The organism is Thioalkalivibrio sp. (assembly GCF_041690275.1).
Lineage (GTDB): Bacteria > Pseudomonadota > Gammaproteobacteria > Ectothiorhodospirales > Ectothiorhodospiraceae > Thioalkalivibrio.
In genome coordinates this window covers 23,395-42,812 of the sequence record NZ_JAWLHP010000024.1, presented here as the reverse complement: position 1 = coordinate 42,812, position 19,418 = coordinate 23,395, and the positions used below count along the sequence as shown (strand labels likewise).

Here is a 19,418-nt window from a genome sequence, read left to right as displayed (position 1 = left end):
TACTCAGGCACGACCAAAACCGCGTGTCTGAGCGCAGCGGCTTCACCCGGCGCCCCCGCCTCCGGAATTCCCGGGCCGGTTCACCTAGACCGAAGACGCGGCGGTGATCAACAAGATCCTCGGCCAGCAAAAGGAAGCCCCCCTGGAATCGGGAAGCCTATTGCCCTTAGCGCGGGCACCGTATGGGTTATTCGGCTGACGTGTCCCGCGTTCAATGCATGATGCTCTCACCCGCAGTCCGCGGCAGGCCATCGGCAGGTCGATCGCCTGAGAAGGTCTGGAGAGCAGCGCCGGCCAGGGATAATCCTTCGATGGAAGGACTGAAAGGGAGCAGGATTTCGGGGAATTGACGGCATGGGCCTTGCCCTCGCATGCATCTTGGGCGGAACTTGGGCCAGACGGGAAAAAGGCACTTATTGGTTCTACACTTACTTTCATGCAGGGTTGACGAGACCATGCGTGATACTTCACTCGCGCGATAAACGAGCCAAGTAGAGAGGGACTACGCATGCGTATTCTTTCATATGTCGGAAAGACAGTTTCATTGGCGGTGTTTCCCTTTTTATTCTTGGTGGCGCCGCCTGCTATTTCACAGAGTATAGACCTTTGGGGTGTCATTGAAGAGGCCGGTGAAATCATTCGGCGCGAGACGCAGGGCCGTCAGTCATCTGATCAACGGGTCCCGGAACAACCGGGAAATGCAGATTTTGAAAGGTTTCCGCCGCAGCCAGTGGAGCGGGTCCCGGAACAACAAGCCAATCCGAGTACGGTGCAGCCACCTGCGCAGACAGTTGATATTCTCAGCATCCAGCAAAATCTGGCGCAACTGGGTTATAGCCCGGGTGTTGCTGATGGCCTAATGGGGCCAAACACTAAAAGAGCTATCCAGCAATTCCAAAGGGATCAAGGGCTTCCCATCAATGGAGTGGCAAGTCGGCAGCTCCTTGAGAGACTAAGGACTGTGGCAGTAGCTCGGCAGTCTGGGGAACCCGTGACGGGAAGCACACCTCGCTTGGGCAACCTCACCGGCGTCGGCTCGGGCCGGGAACAGATTCCCCACGGCGCGGCGCTTGAACGTGGCGAAGCCTACGCCGCACTGCTGGACGTCTACATGCGGGAGCATCCAGACGCCGCGCAGCATCCGGATTTCCTGCCGTTTTTCGCAGGTCTCGGGTGCATGGCGGAAGGCTGGGGGAGGACCCAGAACCTCAACCCGTTCAAGGTGGCCGAAATCGAGAGGGCGGCACGGCCCCGCTTGGCCCGTAAGCTGGCTGATGCGCACGCGTCGCAGTCGGCTGAACCGGTGCTGATCACGTTCCGGGCCAACGTCACCGCGGGCGATTACGACATGGCGAACGGCATCTTTCCAATCACCTCGGGACGATCCATCGAGTCCGATATCCGCCCTGATGATTTCTGCCAGACTGTGGCGCGAGCCAAGGGTCCCTGCCCGCCCAGGGGCATCTGCCAGCAATCGCTTTTTCCGACGCATTTCCGGATCGCCGCCGCCGATGGGGCGCGTCTCGCGCCGCCCCACGTTGTCGACATGCTCGGCGGGAAAGTCGCAATCGGGCATGAGCGGGCGCGTGCGTTCTACGAGCGCGGCTTCCCGACGGTCGTCGTCGAGGTGACCGGGCGGGTCCGCTCCGTAACGCTCGGGGAGGCTGGCGTCGGGTTTGTAAGGCTCGAGCCGGTGCGGGCCACGCTCCGCACGCAGGGCAACGATCGGTATTCGCAGGAACTCGCCGTCCTGGGGCCGGAGCAGCTCGGTGCGTTTGCAGCCGGCACCGCGGGTGGAGCAGGTGCGCCGGGTGGCACGGATGCGATGATGCGCTTCGACCGGGACGTCTATCTGTTCCAGTCGGCCCATCGCTCGGCGATGCCCTTCGTTGCTTACAGCGCCGCGAATCTCGATGCATCCGAAGTAAAGGCCCTGACTGGCGCCATCACAGGCGCTATCGGTGCTGATCCGCGTTTCTTCGAGCGGGGTGGAGCACGAGAGATGGCCCATCACGTGACCGGAATCGGGCATGCAGTGGTCGCCGGAAACTGGCGCAACAAGCTCAACCATGCGCTCGAGTCCGATTATTCAACCGCAGACTATAGCGTGATCCAGATCGCGCGCGCGACCGGAGCTGCCGCAACGACGGAGACATCAGGGCCCCCGGAGGCGCCGCTGCCGTCCGCAGATTTCGGGCCTGACAAGATGCCGATCCTGCGCACGTGGATCCCGCATTATCTTGAGAACACTTCGCAGCCCGAGCAGATTGAGGTACTCAAAGGCTTCATCGCACAGCTGCATCAAGCGCACGACTACGCCGCCAACACGGTCTTCGCAGAGGGCGAGATCGAGGGGCGTAATGCGGAATTCCTCGCCTGGTCAGCGCACGATCGTTGGCTCGCCGCTCTGGAAGAGCAAAGCGTCGAGGCACCCTTCAATCTGTCTGTTCAAATGCAGACGCGGAACCTCCGATACGACTTTGAGAGCGGCAATCTGGTGCTGTTTTCCGGCCATGACGACAACGAATTGGCCATGTACAGGGCCTTGCGTAATGGGATCATTGAAGCGGGCGGAGTGGGTCAATCGAGCAGATTTCTAGGAATAAAACCGCCGCGATGGCCCAGAATCCGCGTCGCCGGGGGCAAAATCCCAGCCAGCTTTTCGATGGACGCGGCCCGCGCCGAAGAGATGATCGTCAATCGGGATATCGTTGTCTTCGACGTGGCACTCAGGATCGCCAGCGTCGACTACGTTAAGACCGAACGTGGCGAGCATAGCCTTGACCTGCAGGCCGAGATTCTCGGCGTGAATGTGGCCACCGACCGCGGTGTGCAACTCGCCGCACTGGCGGCGGAGGACATGCCCCAGATCGCGCCGGAGCCGGTTACTGACGAGGCCGCGCCGGTCAATGAAACGGTCCATCTTGCCCGGCCCCGGGACATTCTCGCCGCGATTGCCAAGGAAACCGAGGGCGATGCCACCGATCTGATCGCGTCGGTCTATCCCTCGACCTCTCAGGACGCCTTCGACAGGCGGGACGAGATCTCTGACCTCGCCGCCTCCGCACGCGACATCGATCTGGGCGGGTTCTGGATGTCGGGCTACGGCAAGTTGGCCGATTACGACTTCAACAGCCGAGAGTACGGCTTCGATTATGTCCGGTTGACCTATCCGGACGGCGTATCGCGCAACGAGAAAGGTATCAGGCGTCATGACCTGCTGCGCCTGGAGAACGTCGCCGGGAGATCCGGTGTCCGCTTCGCAATGCCCGAGGCGGAGGCGCAGCGTCTGCGCGATATGACGCGGGGGGCGGATGCGACATTCCGTGCGCGGCTTGCCGTACAACCGCCGGCAGTCGGTACGGGGGCCTCGGCATTACCGTTGACGGCAGAGCTTTTGGAACTCGTCGTGCTGCGTCCCGGCAGCGACCCGCAGATAGTCAACGACGACGAGGTCGTCGCGCGCATTGACCTCGATGCATCATCGAATGCGCAGCCGGACGGTGGCGGCGTCACCCCGAGTGGGGACGGATCCGCGGGCGGGGCGACGGCAGACGCCTACGATATTCTCGGCGTGCGGGTTGGGCAGCCGATGGCGGCGGGCCTTTCGCAGGTGGGGTCTGAATTCGCGACGGAGACGATTCTCCATGGTCGACGTAACATCTGGATCGATGCGAACGTTTCGCGGACGATTGAGGCGACAACGCCACTTGCGGAGTCGATGATACTGGTGCGCGAGGACGCGCGCGATTTCCTCGCGATCTTCTACGAACCGCTTTTGAGCGACGATCCGATCACGGGGATAGCCCGAACAATTACCTTTGCCGAAGGCTCTCGGCCCAAGCCGGAAGCAATTCGGGATCTACTAGTCGAGAAGTATGGCGAGATCGGCTACGAGAACGCCAGTGTCTACCTGTGGTCCCGAACCCGGAAAACCCCAATACCGAAGGTGCAGGGTGAGATGAGCGTGGGCGAGCTCATCGCGCAATCCACCGAGGAGCAGAACCGGAAAACGCAGCGCTGGGTGTGTGGCAAAGAACTGGAATCCATAGCCTTTGCACTCAGCGATTCGATCACCTCTTCTCGACGATACGGCTACCCGCCGTTTAAGACCGACTATCCGCTGGTCGACGACGCTGGGGAGCAGGTATCTCATCCTGAGGAACGGCCCCTTTGGGCCCTTGAGCTGCATCGCCTCGAAGATGTCAAGTGCGACACCGATGTTGTCATGGCCGCGATCCAGCAGGACGACTCGGGTCTTGTTGCGGCATTGCGGGTCCTGGTGACGAGTCGGGCTTACCTCGCAACCATCAAGGATGCCGCCGAAGTGACCTTTCTTGATCGAAATGCGGCGAAACAGACGGCCCCCGAGATTGACTTCTAGGTCAGCAAACTCGGCTGTCCGCCTCAGTCTCAGTGAATGGCACGTGCGTATTCCGCGGAAGCTGGCCACCGATTCCGCGTGAAGCGCGCGGCTGAGTTCACTCAGTGAGAAAAACGTCTGGTGGCGTAGCGTCGCCAGGATCCAGCGCTCGCCCAGCAACACGCCGGCCTCCGACGTTGGCCTTGTCCCGGGGGCGCCGGGCCCGGGGCGGCAGGATCGCGGTGCCGTAGTGTGCCGTCAGTTCCTGGTTGACGTCGGGTTCGTAGCGGTGGGGCTGCTGCACCCCGGCCTTTAGGTTATTCGGGACCAGGCATTCCAGCACCCCACCCAGGAAGGCGAACGCGCGCGCATGCGCTTGGATCCAGGCCGGCAGCTCCTGGCTCCAACTGGCCTCAGCGTCGGTGTAGTTTTCGGCCCCGAGCACGGCGATGAAGACCTGTGCCTGGCGCACCTCCCCGGTGGTCCGGTCGATCACCGGCATCGTCTGCCCGGCGTAGTCCACGAACAGCGCCTCGGCGGCACGGTGGGTCTTGCGCATCACCAGATCGCGACGGCCCGCCCACCCAGGTACGCGTCGCAGAACCAACTGTCCCCGGAAAATACGGGAAGCTGTCGGATCTCTAGGGCGTTACGGGAATCTGTCGGACCTCGAGGGCGTTGCGTTCTGTCATGAGAGATTGTCGCCGCGAGCGACGTGCTGGAGTCAAGGACAGAGCCTACATGAAGGGTCGATGACTTGATGGCAGCCCGATGCACGACGCTGCCCTGTGACCGGCAACCGTCGCTGACGAGTGACTCGCAGTCTGCATCGTCTGGCGGGAGCGGGTGACGACCTTGTACCGCCGCCCAGTCATTGCTCGCGAACGACCCGTTACCGATCTGCTGCGGACGCCCGCGAAAGTCGATCATAGGCATCGTTCTCTGCGGCCGGCGCTCCAAGCTGGGAGGATCAGCGTCTGGAGGGTCTGAACTGGACAAACTGATCCACGGCCACCCTTGTCCGGAAACCGCGGAGATAGTTCAGTCGGGACCGAGCGCGGGTACAGGTGGATCGTTTCCCAACGGCTCCCCACGATCAGGCCGTACCGCCCTCGGGTTACGATGCTCCCAGAACCATCAAAAAAATCCGCCCCGGGGGGGCGGAAAGGGCGCGATGGAGGAGAGTCGCGCGCGCAGGTCTTCAAAAAACCCGTCAATGACCTAGACTCGGATCCTTCGCCCCAGCGCGATGAACCACGCTTCGTCGGATGTACCATTCACTGTCGATTTGCCGGAATCCTTTTGTTCTTAGGGGTGGCACCCCACATGCGTCAGATCGCATGGGCGAGATACATGGTCCCGATGATGGTCAACGAGGCCATGCCTGATGCGACCAGAATTCTCATGACGGTCTCCGGTTCTGGGCAGCGTTGAGCCACACCTCCCCCCAGCCGTGCGCCTGCGCCGCTGCGATCGCGTGATGCAGCAGACGTGAACCGATGCCTTGTCCCCGGTAGACGCACAGCACGGCCATGCGGCCGATCTGCCCGCTGGGCAGCAGGCGCAGCGTTCCGACAGGCTCTCCCTCTGGTGTGAGCGCCAGCCAGTGCAGCGCGCTGGAGTCGAGACCGTCGAACTCCATGCTTCGCGGAACATTCTGCTCTTTCACGAAAACCTCGCGGCGCACGGTTTCCAGAGGCGTTCTGTCGGCGGGCCAACTGGCCTCCCGTATCCGGACTCGCTTCATTCCTGTCGGTTGCTGGCAAGGGGGCGGAGCCGGGTCGACAAGTTGAGCGGCAACGCCAACCCGGCATGCGATGCTGGACATGACGAACTCCAATCGTGATGGAAAGACGCACCCATATTGGCTGATTGCCGCGACAACATCGTTACGTCCAAAAGGCGGTTCAATTACGTCAACCGGTACTACCGTAAACGCGGACATAGCGTCTCGGGGGGGGCGCCCAGTCCTACCTCGTGACTCGTTTTTTAGGCCGCATGACTCCGAAGGCGCTGTCGCCGCGCGTGCGCACCTTCCACCCTCAGGAAGCCCGGGCCGCTTCAGCGCGGGAAGCCCCACCGGGGAGTCACGAAGTCGTGAATGGACGAACATCACGCTTGTCACCTTCGCAAGCGATTCTGTGCCGCCAAGGACCAGTGGAGGCGCACCCCGGACCCAGTACCGCGTACCCGGTACCCAGGTCCGTCCAGGTGACGCCGCTCGCCTCGGGGTCGCTTCCGACCCTGAGCGGTCTCCCAGGAGTCCGCTGCCGGGGGACCGCAAAGGACCAGGCTGCGGGCACTCACTCAGTTCTGGCACGGTCTGGTACGGCGGGCGTAATCAGGGGCACCTGGCCCTGGACCCTCTCGGCGGCACACTGGGTGCTCAGGGGGCCGGCCGCGTAAACAGTCTTCCTCGGGCGCGGCCTGCCAGTCATTAGCACGGTTGCATGGCCTGCTGCAATTGACGTGTAAACACACAAGTGCACAAACTCCTATGAGTGGAGAGCTCCATGAATACGATTCGCTGGAATGTCGTTGTCTCGGCCGACACCGACCAGTCCCTTCGCATGTTTCTGGCCAGCCAGGGCGGAGGACGGAAAGGCGATCTGTCGCGCTTCATTGAGGAAGCGGTACAGGCGCACATCCTGGAGCTGAGTGCCGAACAGGCGAAGGCCGCAAACGCCCATCTTAGTGAGGCAGAATTGACCGAATCGGTTGACGAAGCGCTCCAGTGGGCGCGCAAGCGCTGATGCGGGTCGTGTTGGATACCAATATCCTGCTCAGCGCCCTGATCTCGCCGCACGGTGTGCCCGATACGATCTATCGCGCCTGACGCGCGGGGCGCTTCGAGGTCGTTACCTCGCGGATACAACTCGAGGAAATCCGTCGGGCCAGCCGCTATCCCAAGCTCCAGGCCATCCTGCAGCCCGCCAAGGTGGGCGTCATGATCAATAACCTGCAACGGGCGGAGGTACTGGAGCACCTGACGATGGACGTCGAAGCCAATGATCCGAATGATTCGTTTCTGCTGGCTATGGCCCTGGCAGGCGATGCGGACTACCTGGTGACCGCTGATCGCCGCGCAGGTCTCTTGCAACTCGGACACATCGAACGCACCCGGATCGTCACGCCCGCCGCGTTCTGCGCCGAGGTGCTGTGATCGATGCCGGTCGGCTTTTTGACGCAGAAGCAAGGCGACGACTTTGGTCGCTAGGTCACGGTGGGACGGCCTGTCCGATCATCGAGGTTCTGGCTGTCAGCCGGGCTGGATTGAAGGCCGACGTGCGCATCTGCCATGGACAACCGCCTCCCGACGTGCACCCGATCTGAGCCGCTCGGCGACTGAAACCTGCGCCGAATCCCCGCGCCCGGTACAACGCCGGGCTTTTCCTGTTGAGTCCTCCCCATGTCCTCGAGCCAGGAAACCTCCCGTCGCCGCACTTTCGCGATCATCTCGCACCCGGACACGGGCACGACCAGGATCACCTGGTTGACGCTGGACCGCGAGGTGGCGCACCAGAAGGACGAGCTGATGCCGCGCTACGCGAGCCTGATCTGCAACGGCTACTGGTGGAGTCCCGAGCGCCGCATGCTGCTGGCGGCGATCGACCAGACTCAGTCGTTCGTCACTCAGTCGGTCGTCAATGGTGCGGTGCGGGTTCGCCTGTACAAGGGGAACGTGATCGGGGGCGGGCGCCAATCGGCGCGTGACAGCCTTTTCGACGATGCGATTGCGACCTTCGAGGAGGACGCTGGTGCCTATGACCAGAGAGACGCAGAGGGTTTCATCAAGCTGAACGCGTTGTGCTTGGGCATCGCCGCTGGCCGCGGGAGATCTTTGGTCTGATCCGGCGGGTCTCTGGTAGCATTGCGACTCTGTTGGGAGCGCCTCGGCAGGCCGAGGCGCTCGAGGCGCACTGCAATCCGGACGCACGCGACGATGAGACCCGACATCCCGAGATCGCCGCTGCCGCGGATGCTGGCGCTTGTCATTTTGTTCTTCGGCCTTTTCGGCTGCGCCAGCGTTGCCGCGGTGGACCGGCACGCGTCAGACCCCTTCGAGCGCTACAACCGCGCCGTTTTCGCATTCAACCAGGGGTTCGACCGGACGGTGCTGAAGCCCGCGGCAAAGGGCTATCGGCGGCTCCCGGATCCGATTCAGACCGGGATCGGCAATTTCTTCGGGAACATGGCCGATGTGCGCAACGCGGTGAACAACCTCTTTCAGGGCAAGTTCGAGAATGCCGCCACGGATACCGGCCGCATCATTCTGAACACGACCGTGGGTGTCGTCGGGATGATCGACGTGGCCAGCTCTGTCGGATTGCCCAAGCACCAGGAGGATTTCGGGCAGACTCTCGGCATATGGGGGGTTCCCGCGGGGCCCTACCTGCAGATTCCGTTCCTCGGACCCAGCACCCTTCGCGATGCGCCGGCGCTGGTCGTGGACTGGTACACCCACCCCGCTCCGTACGTGCTCCAGGATTACAGCGAGGTCCTGATCGGACTCGCGGCCGTCGGTATCGTCCAGCTTCGGGCCAGCGCGCTTGGCAGTGAAGATCTGCTCGGAACGATCTCGGAGGACCCCTACGTGGCCCTGCGCGAGGCCTGGCTCCAGCGGCGCGAGTTCCTGGTACGCGATGGCGCGCCGGCTGATGACGATCTCTGGCTCGACGAACTCGAGATGCTGGAGCAGGAGGAGGTTTTTCGGTGAGCATTGCCACGGTCGCGTCGATGATCGAGGTCCTGGGCCTGCGCCCGGGGGCCGCAGGATCTGCCGGTGGATCAGGGCGTATTGGATTCTGGATGGGCGAGTCTCGGGCGATCCAGTGGGTTGGCAGATGCCGAGGGCGAGTTTGTTTACGCGGCATCGTTCGGCCGAACGTACGTTCGCCCGATTGGAGCGCAAGAGAACCTCAAGACATAGGCACGATTCGGTGCACCCGGGCAAATTGGCAAAGGCAAGAGTGAAGAAAAGCAGGGGCGGTGTTTGTCTGGATAGTTGCTGAGAACCTGGGCTGCTCTATGGCGGCAAGCGGCCAGACCGAACTGATGCGTCGATGCCCGCTTCGGGCCGGCCACTGCCGTTGACAGCAATCGGGATTTCAAGTCGACCTAGATCGGGCTGTCGCGGCTCCATTGGAACGGCCTGCAGAGCCAAGACTGCCTGGAACTGGCTGTCCAGTTGAAGATGGTGACGCTCTCCTGACTGAAGTCGATTTTGTTCAGGATAGAGCAAACCGACGTAGCGGCGACGGTAGGCGGTTGCGTAAATGCACTCTCTTCAATGCATGGCGTCGGATCGAGCCACGTCAACCCCAACGTGGGGGTTAGGATAGAGTTTGAATCCAGTCGTTCGGGCTATGAATCCGAACGGTCGATGATTTTTAACAGGAGGAAGCCGCCATGCGTTACACCCTGTCGATTCTTTTTCTGTTGTTTCTGACTGCCTGCAACGCCGGGCAGGATGCATCGGAACCCCGAACGGGCGCCGAATCAGCCGCCGATACTTCGGCCGAAGCCGCCACCGGCGCCGGCAGTGACCGTGCGCCGGAGGAAACCCGCCCGCCGGAGACCGACTACGAGCCGGCCTTCGAAGGTCAGACCCGCGCCCCGAAACCGGCCGGAACCGTGGCCTGGACGACCGAGACCCTCGCCCGGGGGTTGGAGCACCCGTGGGGTCTCGACTTCCTGCCAGATGGCGCGATGCTGGTCACCGAGCGCCCGGGACGTCTGCGCGTGGTCAGTGCCGACGGCGAGATCTCCCAGCCGATTGAGGGCGTGCCCGAAGTCGACAACCGCAAGCAGGGCGGACTGCTGGACGTGACGATAGCGCCGGATTTCGAATCCAGCCGAACGATCTTCATGAGCTTTTCCGAGCCGCACGAAGACAGCACCAACAACACCGCGGTTGCGCGGGCACGGCTGAGCGACGACCGCAGCGCGCTCGAGGACGTGAAAGTGATCTTCAGCCAGCACCCCAGCGTCGAATCCACAGGACATTACGGCTCGCGCATTGTGTTCCAGGACGCCGATACAATCTGGGTGACCATGGGCGACCGCCAGGGCGACCCGGTGCGCAAGAACGCGCAGGATCCGACCAACCTGATCGGCACGGTCGCGCGTATCAATACCGACGGTTCGATTCCCGAAGACAACCCGTTCGTCGACCATGACGAAAACGCGCCCGAGATCTGGTCATACGGCCACCGCAATATCCAGGCGGCTGCAGTTCACCCCGAGACCGGCGAACTCTGGACGATCGAGCACGGTCCGCGCGGCGGCGATGAACTGAACCTGACCGAGGCCGGCGAGAACTACGGCTGGCCGACCATCGCCTACGGCATCGAATACCGCGGCGGTGAAGTCTATGAAGGCAGGACCGAAGCCGAAGGCATGGAGCAGCCGGTCTATTACTGGGATCCGGTCATCGCGCCGTCCGGCATGACGATCTATACCGGCGACGTTTTCCCGGAATGGCAGGGCGACATTTTTGTCGGCGGTCTGCGCAGCCAGCGAGTCTCCCGGCTTGTGCTCGAGGACGGTCGCGTCGCCGCGGAGGAATGGCTGGAGATCGGCCAACGTGTGCGCGACGTGGTCCAGGGACCGGACGGCTACATCTACCTGCTCACCGACGAAGACGATGGTTGGGTCATGCGCATCGTGCCGGAAGAGGGCTGACACGATCCGCTCCCTTACTCGAGCTTGCCCAGCGGGTCACCTGGATGAGTACGCCGGTGCCGGCCTCGTTGAACGTATCATTGCAGGACTTCAAGTGACTGTAACGACGGTGGTTGGCAACGCCATGCATCCCTTCACTTGGAAAGCCCGCAAACGATGCCGTCGGTTGTTGTCATGCTGACCTTTACCGCTGTTTTGCGACACGAGAGGGAAAGCTCCGAGCAGAGTGGGGGATGGATATTCCAGATAGCCGGGGTTCATGCCAACCCAGCAAAGGCATGACGAGCCGGAGATATCCATGATTAGCGTGCGCGTGGGCGCTGGCGCTTGCCGGCTCCGGCGCGATCCTCACCGAGCCGGTCTCTCCGGCCTTTGCCTTCATCCATGATCGCCAGCCGGTGGTGCTCGATGCCGAGTGCCGGTGGCAGTGGCTGGATCCGGAACTGTCGGACCGGGAGACGATCCGCAAGGTCGCACGACAGCTGAACCCGGACCGGCTGATGGCATATCCGGTGTCGAGTAGGGTCAACCGGCCGGCGAACGACGATCCGGGGCTGATCGAGCCGGAAGCGGATGCAGGGGGTGATCGACCGAAGCGGTAGCCGCCGGTGCGACTCGGGTCAGGAAGCCAATGGCTTCGGGCCGACCCGGACGAGTTCCTCGCGGAGCGCAGTGATGCCCGCCGGCGCGTCGATGCCAAGACGGACCTGGTCGCCCCTGAGCTTGACGATGGTGACCAGATGTCGTCGGCAACGTGGACGGTTTTGCCGATGCGTCCGGTTGGGACGAGAACGTGATTCTCCTTCCCTCAGAGTTCCCGATTCGACCAGGGGTGCTCACAGCGGTGGAGCCCACCGGCCGGTGGCCTGGTGGTCGCTGGCAGGGTGGCGAGCGCCTTTCTGACGTCAAGCGGAGTTTCGCCACGGCCTGCCGGAAGGCGGGGATCACGGACTTTCGCATCCACGACCTCCGGCACACCTGCGCCGCCTGGCTCGTATCGGCCGGAGTGTCGCTGGCCGAAGTGCGGGATCTACTCGGTCACAGCACGATCCGGATGACGGAGAAGTACGCGCATCTGGCGCCGGAAAATGTGCGCGCCGCGGTGGCCGTGCTGGAGGATCGAGGTCACGATCTGGTCACGCAGGAAGAGGAGGAAAAGAAAAAGCCGCCTGTGGATGCGGCTAAGTCTTTGAAATCATTTTAGAACTTGGTGGAGCGGAGGAGGATCGAACTCCCGACCTTCGCATTGCGAACGCGACGCTCTCCCAGCTGAGCTACCGCCCCAATCCGCTTATGATAGCAGTGGCGGGCGAGCAGTGGGAAGGGCGAAGCCTACTGTTCCCGCACCGGCTGGCGGCCGCCGACGGCAAGCCATCACTCCGGCGTGAGGATCAGCGCTGCCAGCGGCGGCAGGTCCAGGCGCAGCGTGGCCGGGAAGCCGCGGTGGGGACGCATCTCGGCCACGCCGGCGTCGGAACCGCGCGAGGCGCCGCCGTAGAATTCTGAGTCGGTGTTCAGGCGCACGCGCCACCGCCCGCCGTGCGGCACCGGGATCTCGTAGTCGAGACGGTCCACCGGCGTGAAATTCAGGATCACGACGGCCTCCGACTCGGCCCCGCGCCGCACATAACTCAGCACCGAGTGTGCGGCGTCGTCGCAATCGAGCCATCCGAAGCCCTCGGACTCGAATTCACGCGCGTGCAGGGCCGGTTCCTCGCGGTAGATCCGGTTCAGGTCGCGCACGAGGGCCTGCAGTCCCTGGTGCAGCGGATATTCGAGCACGTACCAGTCGAGTTGCGCGGCTTCGTTCCACTCCATTCCCTGGCCGAACTCCTGGCCCATGAACAGCAGCTTCTTGCCGGGATAGGTCCATTGATAGGCATAGAGCAGCCGCAGCTGTGCGTGCTGCTGTGCTTCGTCGCCGGGCATGCGCCCACGCAGGCTGCCCTTTCCGTGCACGACCTCGTCGTGGGAGAACGGCAGCACGAAGTTCTCGCTGTAGGCGTACAGCATGCCGAACGTGAGCTGGTTGTGATGGTGCGCGCGGTGGACCGGGTCCAGCTTGAAGTAGGCGAGGGTGTCGTGCATCCAGCCCATGTTCCACTTCATGGTGAAGCCGAGGCCACCGCTCTCCGTGGGCCGACTCACGCCTGGCCAGGCCGTGGATTCCTCCGCGATCATCAGCACGCCGGGATGGCGGGTCTGCACCGTGCGGTTCAGTTCGTGCAGGAAGGCGATCGCCTCGAGGTTCTCGTTGCCGCCGCGCTCGTTCGGGATCCAGTCGTTCGGCTGCCGGGAGTAGTCGAGGTAGAGCATCGAGGCCACCGCATCGACGCGCAGGCCGTCGATGTGGAAGTCCTCGATCCAGCACAGCGCACTGGAGAGCAGGAAGTTGCGGACCTCCGAGCGCCCGTAGTTGAAGATCAGGGTGCCCCAGTCGCGGTGCTCTCCCCGGCGCGGGTCTTCGTGCTCGTACAATGCGGTGCCGTCGAAGCGCGCGAGGGCGAAGCTGTCCTTCGGGAAGTGCCCGGGAACCCAGTCGAGCAGTACGCCGATACCCGCCTGGTGGGCCTGGTCGACGAAGAAGCGGAAGTCGTCGGGCGCGCCGAACCGCGAGGTGGGCGCGAAGAAGCCGGTGCTCTGGTAGCCCCAGGAACCGTCGAAGGGGTGCTCGGTGACCGGCAGCAGCTCGATGTGTGTGAAGCCCTGCTCGCGGACGTAGGGAATCAGTCGCTCGGCCAGTTCGCGGTAGCTCAGGGATCGCCCGCCGTCACCGTGTTGCCAGGAGCCGAGGTGCACCTCGTAGATGCTCATCGGGCGCTCCTTCCACGCGTACGGGTCACGCCGGTGCAGCCAGGGCTCGTCGCCCCAGGCGTAGTCCGACTGGCCGAAGACCCGGCTTGCGGTATTGGGGCGGAGCTCGAAGTAAGCTCCATAAGGATCGGTTTTCAGGAAGACATGTCCGGTGTGACGGTTGCGAATCTCGAACTTGTACAGGGTGCCGTTGCCAAGCCCGGGTATAAAGACCTCCCAGACGCCACTGGAGCCGTGTACCACCATTGGATGGACGCGGCCGTCCCAGTGGTTGAAATCACCGACCACGCTGACGCGCTCGGCGGACGGTGCCCACACTGCAAAGCGCACGCCACTGACGCCGTCCCGGGTCTCCGGATGCGCACCGAGCATCCGGTGCGCGTGCCAGTGGCGCCCCTCGCCGAAGAGGTGCAGGTCGAAGTCGGAAATGTTGGGCGGGAAGCTGTAGGGATCAACAAACTGTAACGCGCGTCCGTCAGGCTCCGTGTAGAGGACGGTCGGGTGCAGCGGACAGGCCGTCAGCGGTCCGGTCCAGGTGAACAGCCCGGGAATGTCCGGGTGGGGGGCCAGCGGCTCCTTCTGTGCCTGGCCCCCGGATTCGATTCCGGTCAGCAGCCAGGCCTGCGCAGCCCGAGGCAGTAAGGTGCGGAAACATACCGTCTCATGGTCCAGGGCGTGGCGCCCGAGGAGCCGGTGCGGATCGTGCCAGCGCGCGTCTGCGAGACGGCGCAGTTCCTCGTCTGATGGGCGGATGCATTTGTTAACGGCTGTTGTCATACTGAGGTCTGCTCACCTGGCTGCCCGCAGCGACCAAACCGAGACACTGAACAACCGGTCCAGTTGGGCGCGGACAACGGACAATTGAATGGACGGAAGGATTATCGCATGAATCCGCAACCCCAACGCTTCGTCAGCCGCCTGACCCGGGAAACCCTTGCGCTGATACTCGCGGGCGGCCGTGGTTCCAGGCTCAAGCACCTCACGCTCTGGCGCGCCAAGCCCGCGGTACCGTTCGGCGGCAAGTTCCGGATCATCGATTTTCCACTGTCCAACTGCATCAACTCCGGGATCCGGCGGGTGGGGGTGCTTACCCAGTACAAGGCGCACTCCCTGATCCAGCATGTCCAGCGTGGCTGGAGCTTCCTGCGCGGTGAATTCGGCGAGTTCATCGAGCTGCTGCCGGCACAGCAGCGCATCGAGACCTCGTGGTACGCGGGAACCGCGGATGCGGTGTACCAGAACATCGACATCATCCGGCAGCATGCGCCCGAATATGTGCTGATCCTCGCCGGCGACCACATCTACAAGATGGACTACGGGCAGATGATCGCCTACCACGTGGAGAGCGGCGCCGACATGACGGTGGGCTGCCTGCAGGTGGAGAGGGAGAGCGCGCGGGCCTTCGGGGTGATGGCCGTGGACGAGAAGGGCCAGGTGAACGGCTTCCTCGAAAAGCCGGAGGACCCTCCCGAGATGCCGGGCCACCCGGGCACCGCACTCGCCTCGATGGGCATCTACGTCTTCAATACCGGCTTCCTGTTCGAACGCCTGATCCGGGACGCGGACGACAGCCGCTCGAACCACGACTTCGGCAAGGACATCATCCCGGGCATCATCGACCGTTACCGGGTGATGGCCTACCCCTTCCGCGACGAGCGCGAAGGCGTGCAGGCCTACTGGCGCGACGTCGGGACCGTGGACTCCTACTGGCGGGCGAACCTGGAGCTGATCGGGGTGACGCCGGAACTGAATCTCTATGACAGCGAGTGGCCGATCTGGACCTACCAGGAGCAGTGGCCGCCGGCGAAGTTCGTGTTCGACGACGATGACCGGCGCGGCATGGCGATCGATTCCATGGTCTCCGGCGGCTGCATCATCTCCGGCAGCACCGTGCGTCACTCGCTGCTGTTCTCGGATGTCCAGGTGAACGCCGGTTCGCGTGTCCATGACTCCGTGATCCTGCCGAGCGTCAACGTCGGCGAGAACTGCGAGATCCGACGCTGCGTGATCGACCGCGGCTGCCAGATCCCGGACGGCGTGCGCATCGGCGTGGACGAAGAGGAAGACGCACGGCACTTCTTCATCTCCCCGGGCGGTGTCCGGGTGGTGACCCCGGAGATGCTCGGACAGCTCTCGCGCTATGTCCGCTGACCGGGCGGAGACCGATCCCGCGGGGGCTCCGCTGGACGTGGTGCTGTGCTGGCACATGCATCAGCCGCAGTACTTCGAGCACGGCCAGGGCCGCTACGCATTGCCCTGGACCTACCTGCACGCGCTGAAGGACTACGCGGACATGGCGGCGCATCTCGAGGCCGTCCACGAGGCCCGTGCCGTGGTGAATTTCGCGCCGATCCTGCTCGAGCAGATCGCGGACTACGCACGGCAGGTTGCGGGCCATCTTGAACACGGACACCCGATCGCGGACCCGGTCCTCGCGCTCCTGACCGCGAAGACCGCGCCCAAGGATTCCGAGGCGCGCGCCGAGATCATCCGGGTCTGCCTGCGTGCGCATGCGCCGCGGATGATCGAGCCGTTTCCGCTGTTCCGGGACCTGGCCAGGATCGCCCGGCAGGCCCAGCAGGACCCGGCCCTGCTGCGTCACCTCGCGCCGGCCTTTTTCCTCGATCTCGCGACCTGCTATCACCTGGCGTGGCTCGGGGCCACCGTCCGGCGCGACAACCCCGAGGTGCAGCGCTGGCTGGCGGAGGAGGACGGTTACGACGCCGGGACCCGGCGGCAATTGCTGGAGCTGATCGGCTATGTGCTCGCGGACATCATTCCCCGCTACCGGGAACTGTCCGAATCCGGGCGCGTGGAACTCTCGTTCACGCCCTACGCCCACCCGATCATGCCGCTGCTGCTGGACATCGAGTCGGCGCGGGAGGCGATGCCGGAGGTGGTGCTCCCCGAACATGTCGCCTATCCGGATGGGGAGGGACGGGTGCGCTGGCACATCGAGCGGGGTCTGGAGGTCTTCGAGCGGCACTTCGGTTTTCGCCCGCAGGGCTGCTGGCCGTCCGAGGGGGCGGTCAGCACCGCCACGCTGCGGCTCCTCGACGAATACGGTCTCCGCTGGGCCGCCAGCGGCCAGACAGTGCTTGCGAACAGCCTCGCGGTCGCGCCCGACACGGAACACGAGCCGCAGGACGGCTGGCTTCACCAGCCCTACCGGCTCAAGGACACGCGCCTGCTCGCGTTCTTCCGCGACGACGGCCTGTCCGACGCGATCGGGTTCCGCTACGCGGACTGGCATGCGCGCGACGCGGTCGGCGACTTTGTGCATCACCTCGAAAACATCGTGGACGCGGTGCCGCCCGGCGGCGTGGTGTCGGTGATCCTCGATGGCGAGAACGCCTGGGAGTACTACCCGGAAAACGGCTTCCACTTCCTGCACGATCTCTATCGGCGCCTGGCCGAGCACCCCCGCATCCGGCTTCGAACCTTCGCGGATGTCTGTGCACCCGGGACCGACGGGGTGTCCGAACTCCCGGCGCTGGTGGCCGGGAGCTGGGTTTACGGGACCTTTTCAACCTGGATCGGCGATCCGGACAAGAACGCCGGCTGGGATCGACTGATCGAGGCGAAACAGGCGGTGGATGTCGCGCTGGAGCAGCACCCCGAGCTGAACGGCGCGGCGGTGATGGAACAGCTTGCGACCTGCGAGGGCTCGGACTGGTGCTGGTGGTTCGGCAGCTACAATCCCGCGGGGTCGGTGAGCGACTTCGAGATCCTGTACCGCCGGCATCTGGCCGCGCTGTACCAGCGCGCCGGATTGCCGGTGCCCGAATCGCTCTCGCTGGTGCTGTCCACGGGCGGCGGCGAGCAGGCGGCCGGCGGCACCATGCGCCGGGGCCAGGCGCACTCATGAATGCGAACCGGACGGCAAACCGGCTGCTCGACAAGCGCCGGTCCGGGATCATCCTGCATCCCACCTCGCTGCCAGGTCCGGGTCCGGTCGGCCGGATCGGGTCGGAGGCCCGCCGTTTTCTGGACTGGCTCGAGGAGGCCGGGTTCAGCCTCTGGCAGGTGCTGCCGCTCAACCCGCCGCAGGGCGACGGATCGCCCTACGCGTGCATCTCGGCGTTTGCCGGCGACACGCGCCTGATCGACCCCGAGGACATGGTCCGCGACGGATGGCTGTCCGCGGACGCCGCCGGGATGCCGAGCTCGCAGGCGCTGTGGGAGGCCCACCAGGCACTGGAATCGGCCGGGGACGCCACGTGGGACGAGTACCGGGCCTTCGTGGAGAAACAGAGCGACTGGCTCGAGGATTTCGCCCTGTTCGTGGTGATCAAGCAGCTGCAGGGAAACCGCCCCTGGTGGGAATGGCCCGCGCCACTGCTGCACCGCGAACGGAGCCGGATCGAGCAGTTGCGCGCCGAGGCCGCAGAGTCCCTGGAGGCGGTCCGCTTCGCCCAGTTCGTGTTCTTCCGGCAGTGGACCGGACTCCGCCGGGAGGCGAACAACCGCGACATCCTGCTGCTCGGGGACATGCCGATCTTCGTGGCGCACGATTCCGCGGACGTCTGGGCGAACCCGGAGAACTTTGATCTCGATGAGCGGGGCCAGCCGCGAACCGTCGCCGGGGTGCCGCCCGACTACTTCTCCGAGACCGGGCAGCGCTGGGGCAATCCCCACTATCGCTGGGACTACATGGCCAACACCGGTTACGCGTGGTGGATGCGGCGGATCGGATGGGCGCTGGAAGAGCTGGATGCGCTGCGCATCGATCACTTCCGGGGTTTCGAGGCCTACTGGTCGATTCCGGCAGACGAGCCGACCGCAATCGGCGGGGAATGGAGGCCCGGTCCGGGTGCGGCCTTCTTCGAAGCCTTGCTGGAGCGCTTCGGGGAGCTGCCGCTGCTCGCGGAGGATCTCGGCGTGATCACGCCCGAGGTGACCGCTCTGCGCACGCATTTCGGCCTGCCGGGAATGAAGATCCTGCAGTTCGCCTTCGACGGGGGGGATGACAACCCCTACCTTCCCGAGAATCACGAGGAACTGGGAGTCGTCTATACCGGCACTCACGACAACGACACGACCCTCGGGTGGTTCGAGTCATTGCCGCCGGAGGACCGCGCCCGGGTGCTCCAGAGACTGGATGAGCCGGAGGGCGAGATGCCCTGGCCTCTGATCCGCACGGCGCTGGAGTCGCCGGCACGGGTGGCCGTGATACCGATGCAGGACGCGCTGGCGCTCGACGGCAGCCACCGCATGAACAGGCCCGGCACGACCGAGGGCAACTGGGGCTGGCGCTTCGACTGGGGAGACGTCCCGCCCGGGCGTGCCGGGGACTTGCGCCGGATGAACGAGGACGCCGATCGCATCCCCGATCGTTAGCGGCCCGAACGTGGTCCGAAGATCAGCCACAGGATGAAGCCGAGAAGCGGCAGCAGCACCAGAATCACGATCCAGACGACCTTGGCGGTGGTGGAGGCACTGCTCTGGACGGTGCTGACGATTGCCCAGATCACCAGGATCAGAAGGACGAGGCCGAGAAGGCCGGAGACTTCAATCATGGGTGGAATCCTCTGCCGTGACGGGCACCCGTGGCAGT

At 64.1% G+C, this 19,418-nt stretch carries 10 protein-coding genes, 1 tRNA gene and 7 pseudogenes; 12 read left to right on the top strand and 6 right to left on the bottom strand.

Annotation, left to right across the window (positions count from 1 at the left end):
- Nucleotides 1-508 precede the first annotated feature (508 nt).
- Nucleotides 509-943, top strand: a pseudogene (locus ACESMN_RS06435) (peptidoglycan-binding domain-containing protein); the annotation flags it as partial.
- Nucleotides 944-1,012: 69 nt separating this feature from the next.
- The gene (locus ACESMN_RS06430; RefSeq protein WP_373052770.1) at nucleotides 1,013-4,384 is read left to right on the top strand and encodes a hypothetical protein; all 3,372 of its coding nucleotides are present in this window, start codon (nucleotides 1,013-1,015) and stop codon (nucleotides 4,382-4,384) included.
- Between the two features lie 81 nt (nucleotides 4,385-4,465).
- Here the strand turns inward: ACESMN_RS06430 and ACESMN_RS06425 are convergent.
- Nucleotides 4,466-4,972, bottom strand: a pseudogene (locus ACESMN_RS06425) (IS21 family transposase); the annotation flags it as partial.
- An 805-nt stretch (nucleotides 4,973-5,777) separates the two neighbouring features.
- Nucleotides 5,778-6,110 (bottom strand): annotated as a pseudogene (locus ACESMN_RS06420) (GNAT family N-acetyltransferase); the annotation flags it as partial.
- A gap of 766 nt (nucleotides 6,111-6,876) precedes the next feature.
- Between ACESMN_RS06420 and ACESMN_RS06415 the strand changes: the two are divergent.
- The 6 genes and pseudogenes from ACESMN_RS06415 to ACESMN_RS06390 form a co-directional block, all read left to right on the top strand.
- A complete protein-coding gene (locus tag ACESMN_RS06415) occupies nucleotides 6,877-7,116 on the top strand; it encodes a ribbon-helix-helix domain-containing protein (RefSeq protein WP_373052768.1) in 240 nt (79 codons plus the stop codon).
- Nucleotides 7,116-7,526 (top strand): annotated as a pseudogene (locus ACESMN_RS06410) (putative toxin-antitoxin system toxin component, PIN family). The gene ACESMN_RS06415 and the pseudogene ACESMN_RS06410 overlap by 1 nt, the downstream one beginning before the upstream one ends.
- A gap of 330 nt (nucleotides 7,527-7,856) precedes the next feature.
- Nucleotides 7,857-8,213, top strand: a pseudogene (locus ACESMN_RS06405) (argininosuccinate synthase); the annotation flags it as partial.
- 93 nt (nucleotides 8,214-8,306) lie between these two features.
- Nucleotides 8,307-9,080: a VacJ family lipoprotein gene (locus ACESMN_RS06400; RefSeq protein ID WP_373052767.1), complete on the top strand. Its 774-nt coding sequence runs from the start codon at nucleotides 8,307-8,309 to the stop codon at nucleotides 9,078-9,080.
- Nucleotides 9,081-9,772: 692 nt separating this feature from the next.
- Nucleotides 9,773-11,047, top strand: a complete 1,275-nt coding sequence (locus ACESMN_RS06395) for a PQQ-dependent sugar dehydrogenase (protein WP_373052766.1) — start codon at nucleotides 9,773-9,775, stop codon at nucleotides 11,045-11,047.
- Nucleotides 11,048-11,388: 341 nt separating this feature from the next.
- A pseudogene (locus ACESMN_RS06390) lies at nucleotides 11,389-11,649 on the top strand (SOS response-associated peptidase family protein); the annotation flags it as partial.
- 18 nt (nucleotides 11,650-11,667) lie between these two features.
- Here ACESMN_RS06390 and ACESMN_RS06385 read toward each other — a convergent pair.
- On the bottom strand, nucleotides 11,668-11,778 hold the full coding sequence (locus ACESMN_RS06385) for a carbon storage regulator (protein ID WP_373052769.1): 111 nt from the start codon (nucleotides 11,776-11,778) through the stop codon (nucleotides 11,668-11,670).
- A gap of 155 nt (nucleotides 11,779-11,933) precedes the next feature.
- On the opposite strand from ACESMN_RS06385, the pseudogene ACESMN_RS06380 reads away from it, so the two are divergent.
- Nucleotides 11,934-12,251 (top strand): annotated as a pseudogene (locus ACESMN_RS06380) (site-specific integrase); the annotation flags it as partial.
- Nucleotides 12,252-12,255: 4 nt separating this feature from the next.
- Here ACESMN_RS06380 and ACESMN_RS06375 read toward each other — a convergent pair.
- A tRNA-Ala gene (locus ACESMN_RS06375) sits at nucleotides 12,256-12,331 on the bottom strand.
- A gap of 90 nt (nucleotides 12,332-12,421) precedes the next feature.
- Nucleotides 12,422-14,638, bottom strand: coding sequence for a 1,4-alpha-glucan branching protein GlgB (glgB, locus tag ACESMN_RS06370; RefSeq protein ID WP_373052765.1), 2,217 nt, complete (start codon nucleotides 14,636-14,638; stop codon nucleotides 12,422-12,424).
- 108 nt (nucleotides 14,639-14,746) lie between these two features.
- Between glgB and glgC the strand changes: the two genes are divergently transcribed.
- Genes glgC through malQ form a run of 3 tightly spaced genes read left to right on the top strand, consistent with a single transcriptional unit; the run spans nucleotide 14,747 to nucleotide 19,201 of the window.
- A complete protein-coding gene (glgC, locus tag ACESMN_RS06365) occupies nucleotides 14,747-16,012 on the top strand; it encodes a glucose-1-phosphate adenylyltransferase (RefSeq protein WP_373052764.1) in 1,266 nt (421 codons plus the stop codon).
- Nucleotides 16,002-17,729, top strand: coding sequence for a glycoside hydrolase (locus tag ACESMN_RS06360; RefSeq protein ID WP_373052763.1), 1,728 nt, complete (start codon nucleotides 16,002-16,004; stop codon nucleotides 17,727-17,729). Before glgC ends, ACESMN_RS06360 begins: the two co-directional genes overlap by 11 nt.
- Nucleotides 17,726-19,201 carry a 4-alpha-glucanotransferase gene (gene malQ, locus ACESMN_RS06355; protein WP_373052762.1) on the top strand — a complete coding sequence of 492 codons (1,476 nt, stop codon included), beginning with the start codon at nucleotides 17,726-17,728 and terminating at the stop codon, nucleotides 19,199-19,201. Before ACESMN_RS06360 ends, malQ begins: the two co-directional genes overlap by 4 nt.
- Here the strand turns inward: malQ and ACESMN_RS06350 are convergent.
- Nucleotides 19,198-19,380, bottom strand: coding sequence for a PLDc N-terminal domain-containing protein (locus ACESMN_RS06350; protein WP_373052761.1), 183 nt, complete (start codon nucleotides 19,378-19,380; stop codon nucleotides 19,198-19,200). The genes malQ and ACESMN_RS06350 overlap by 4 nt on opposite strands.
- Nucleotides 19,381-19,418: the final 38 nt, after the last annotated feature.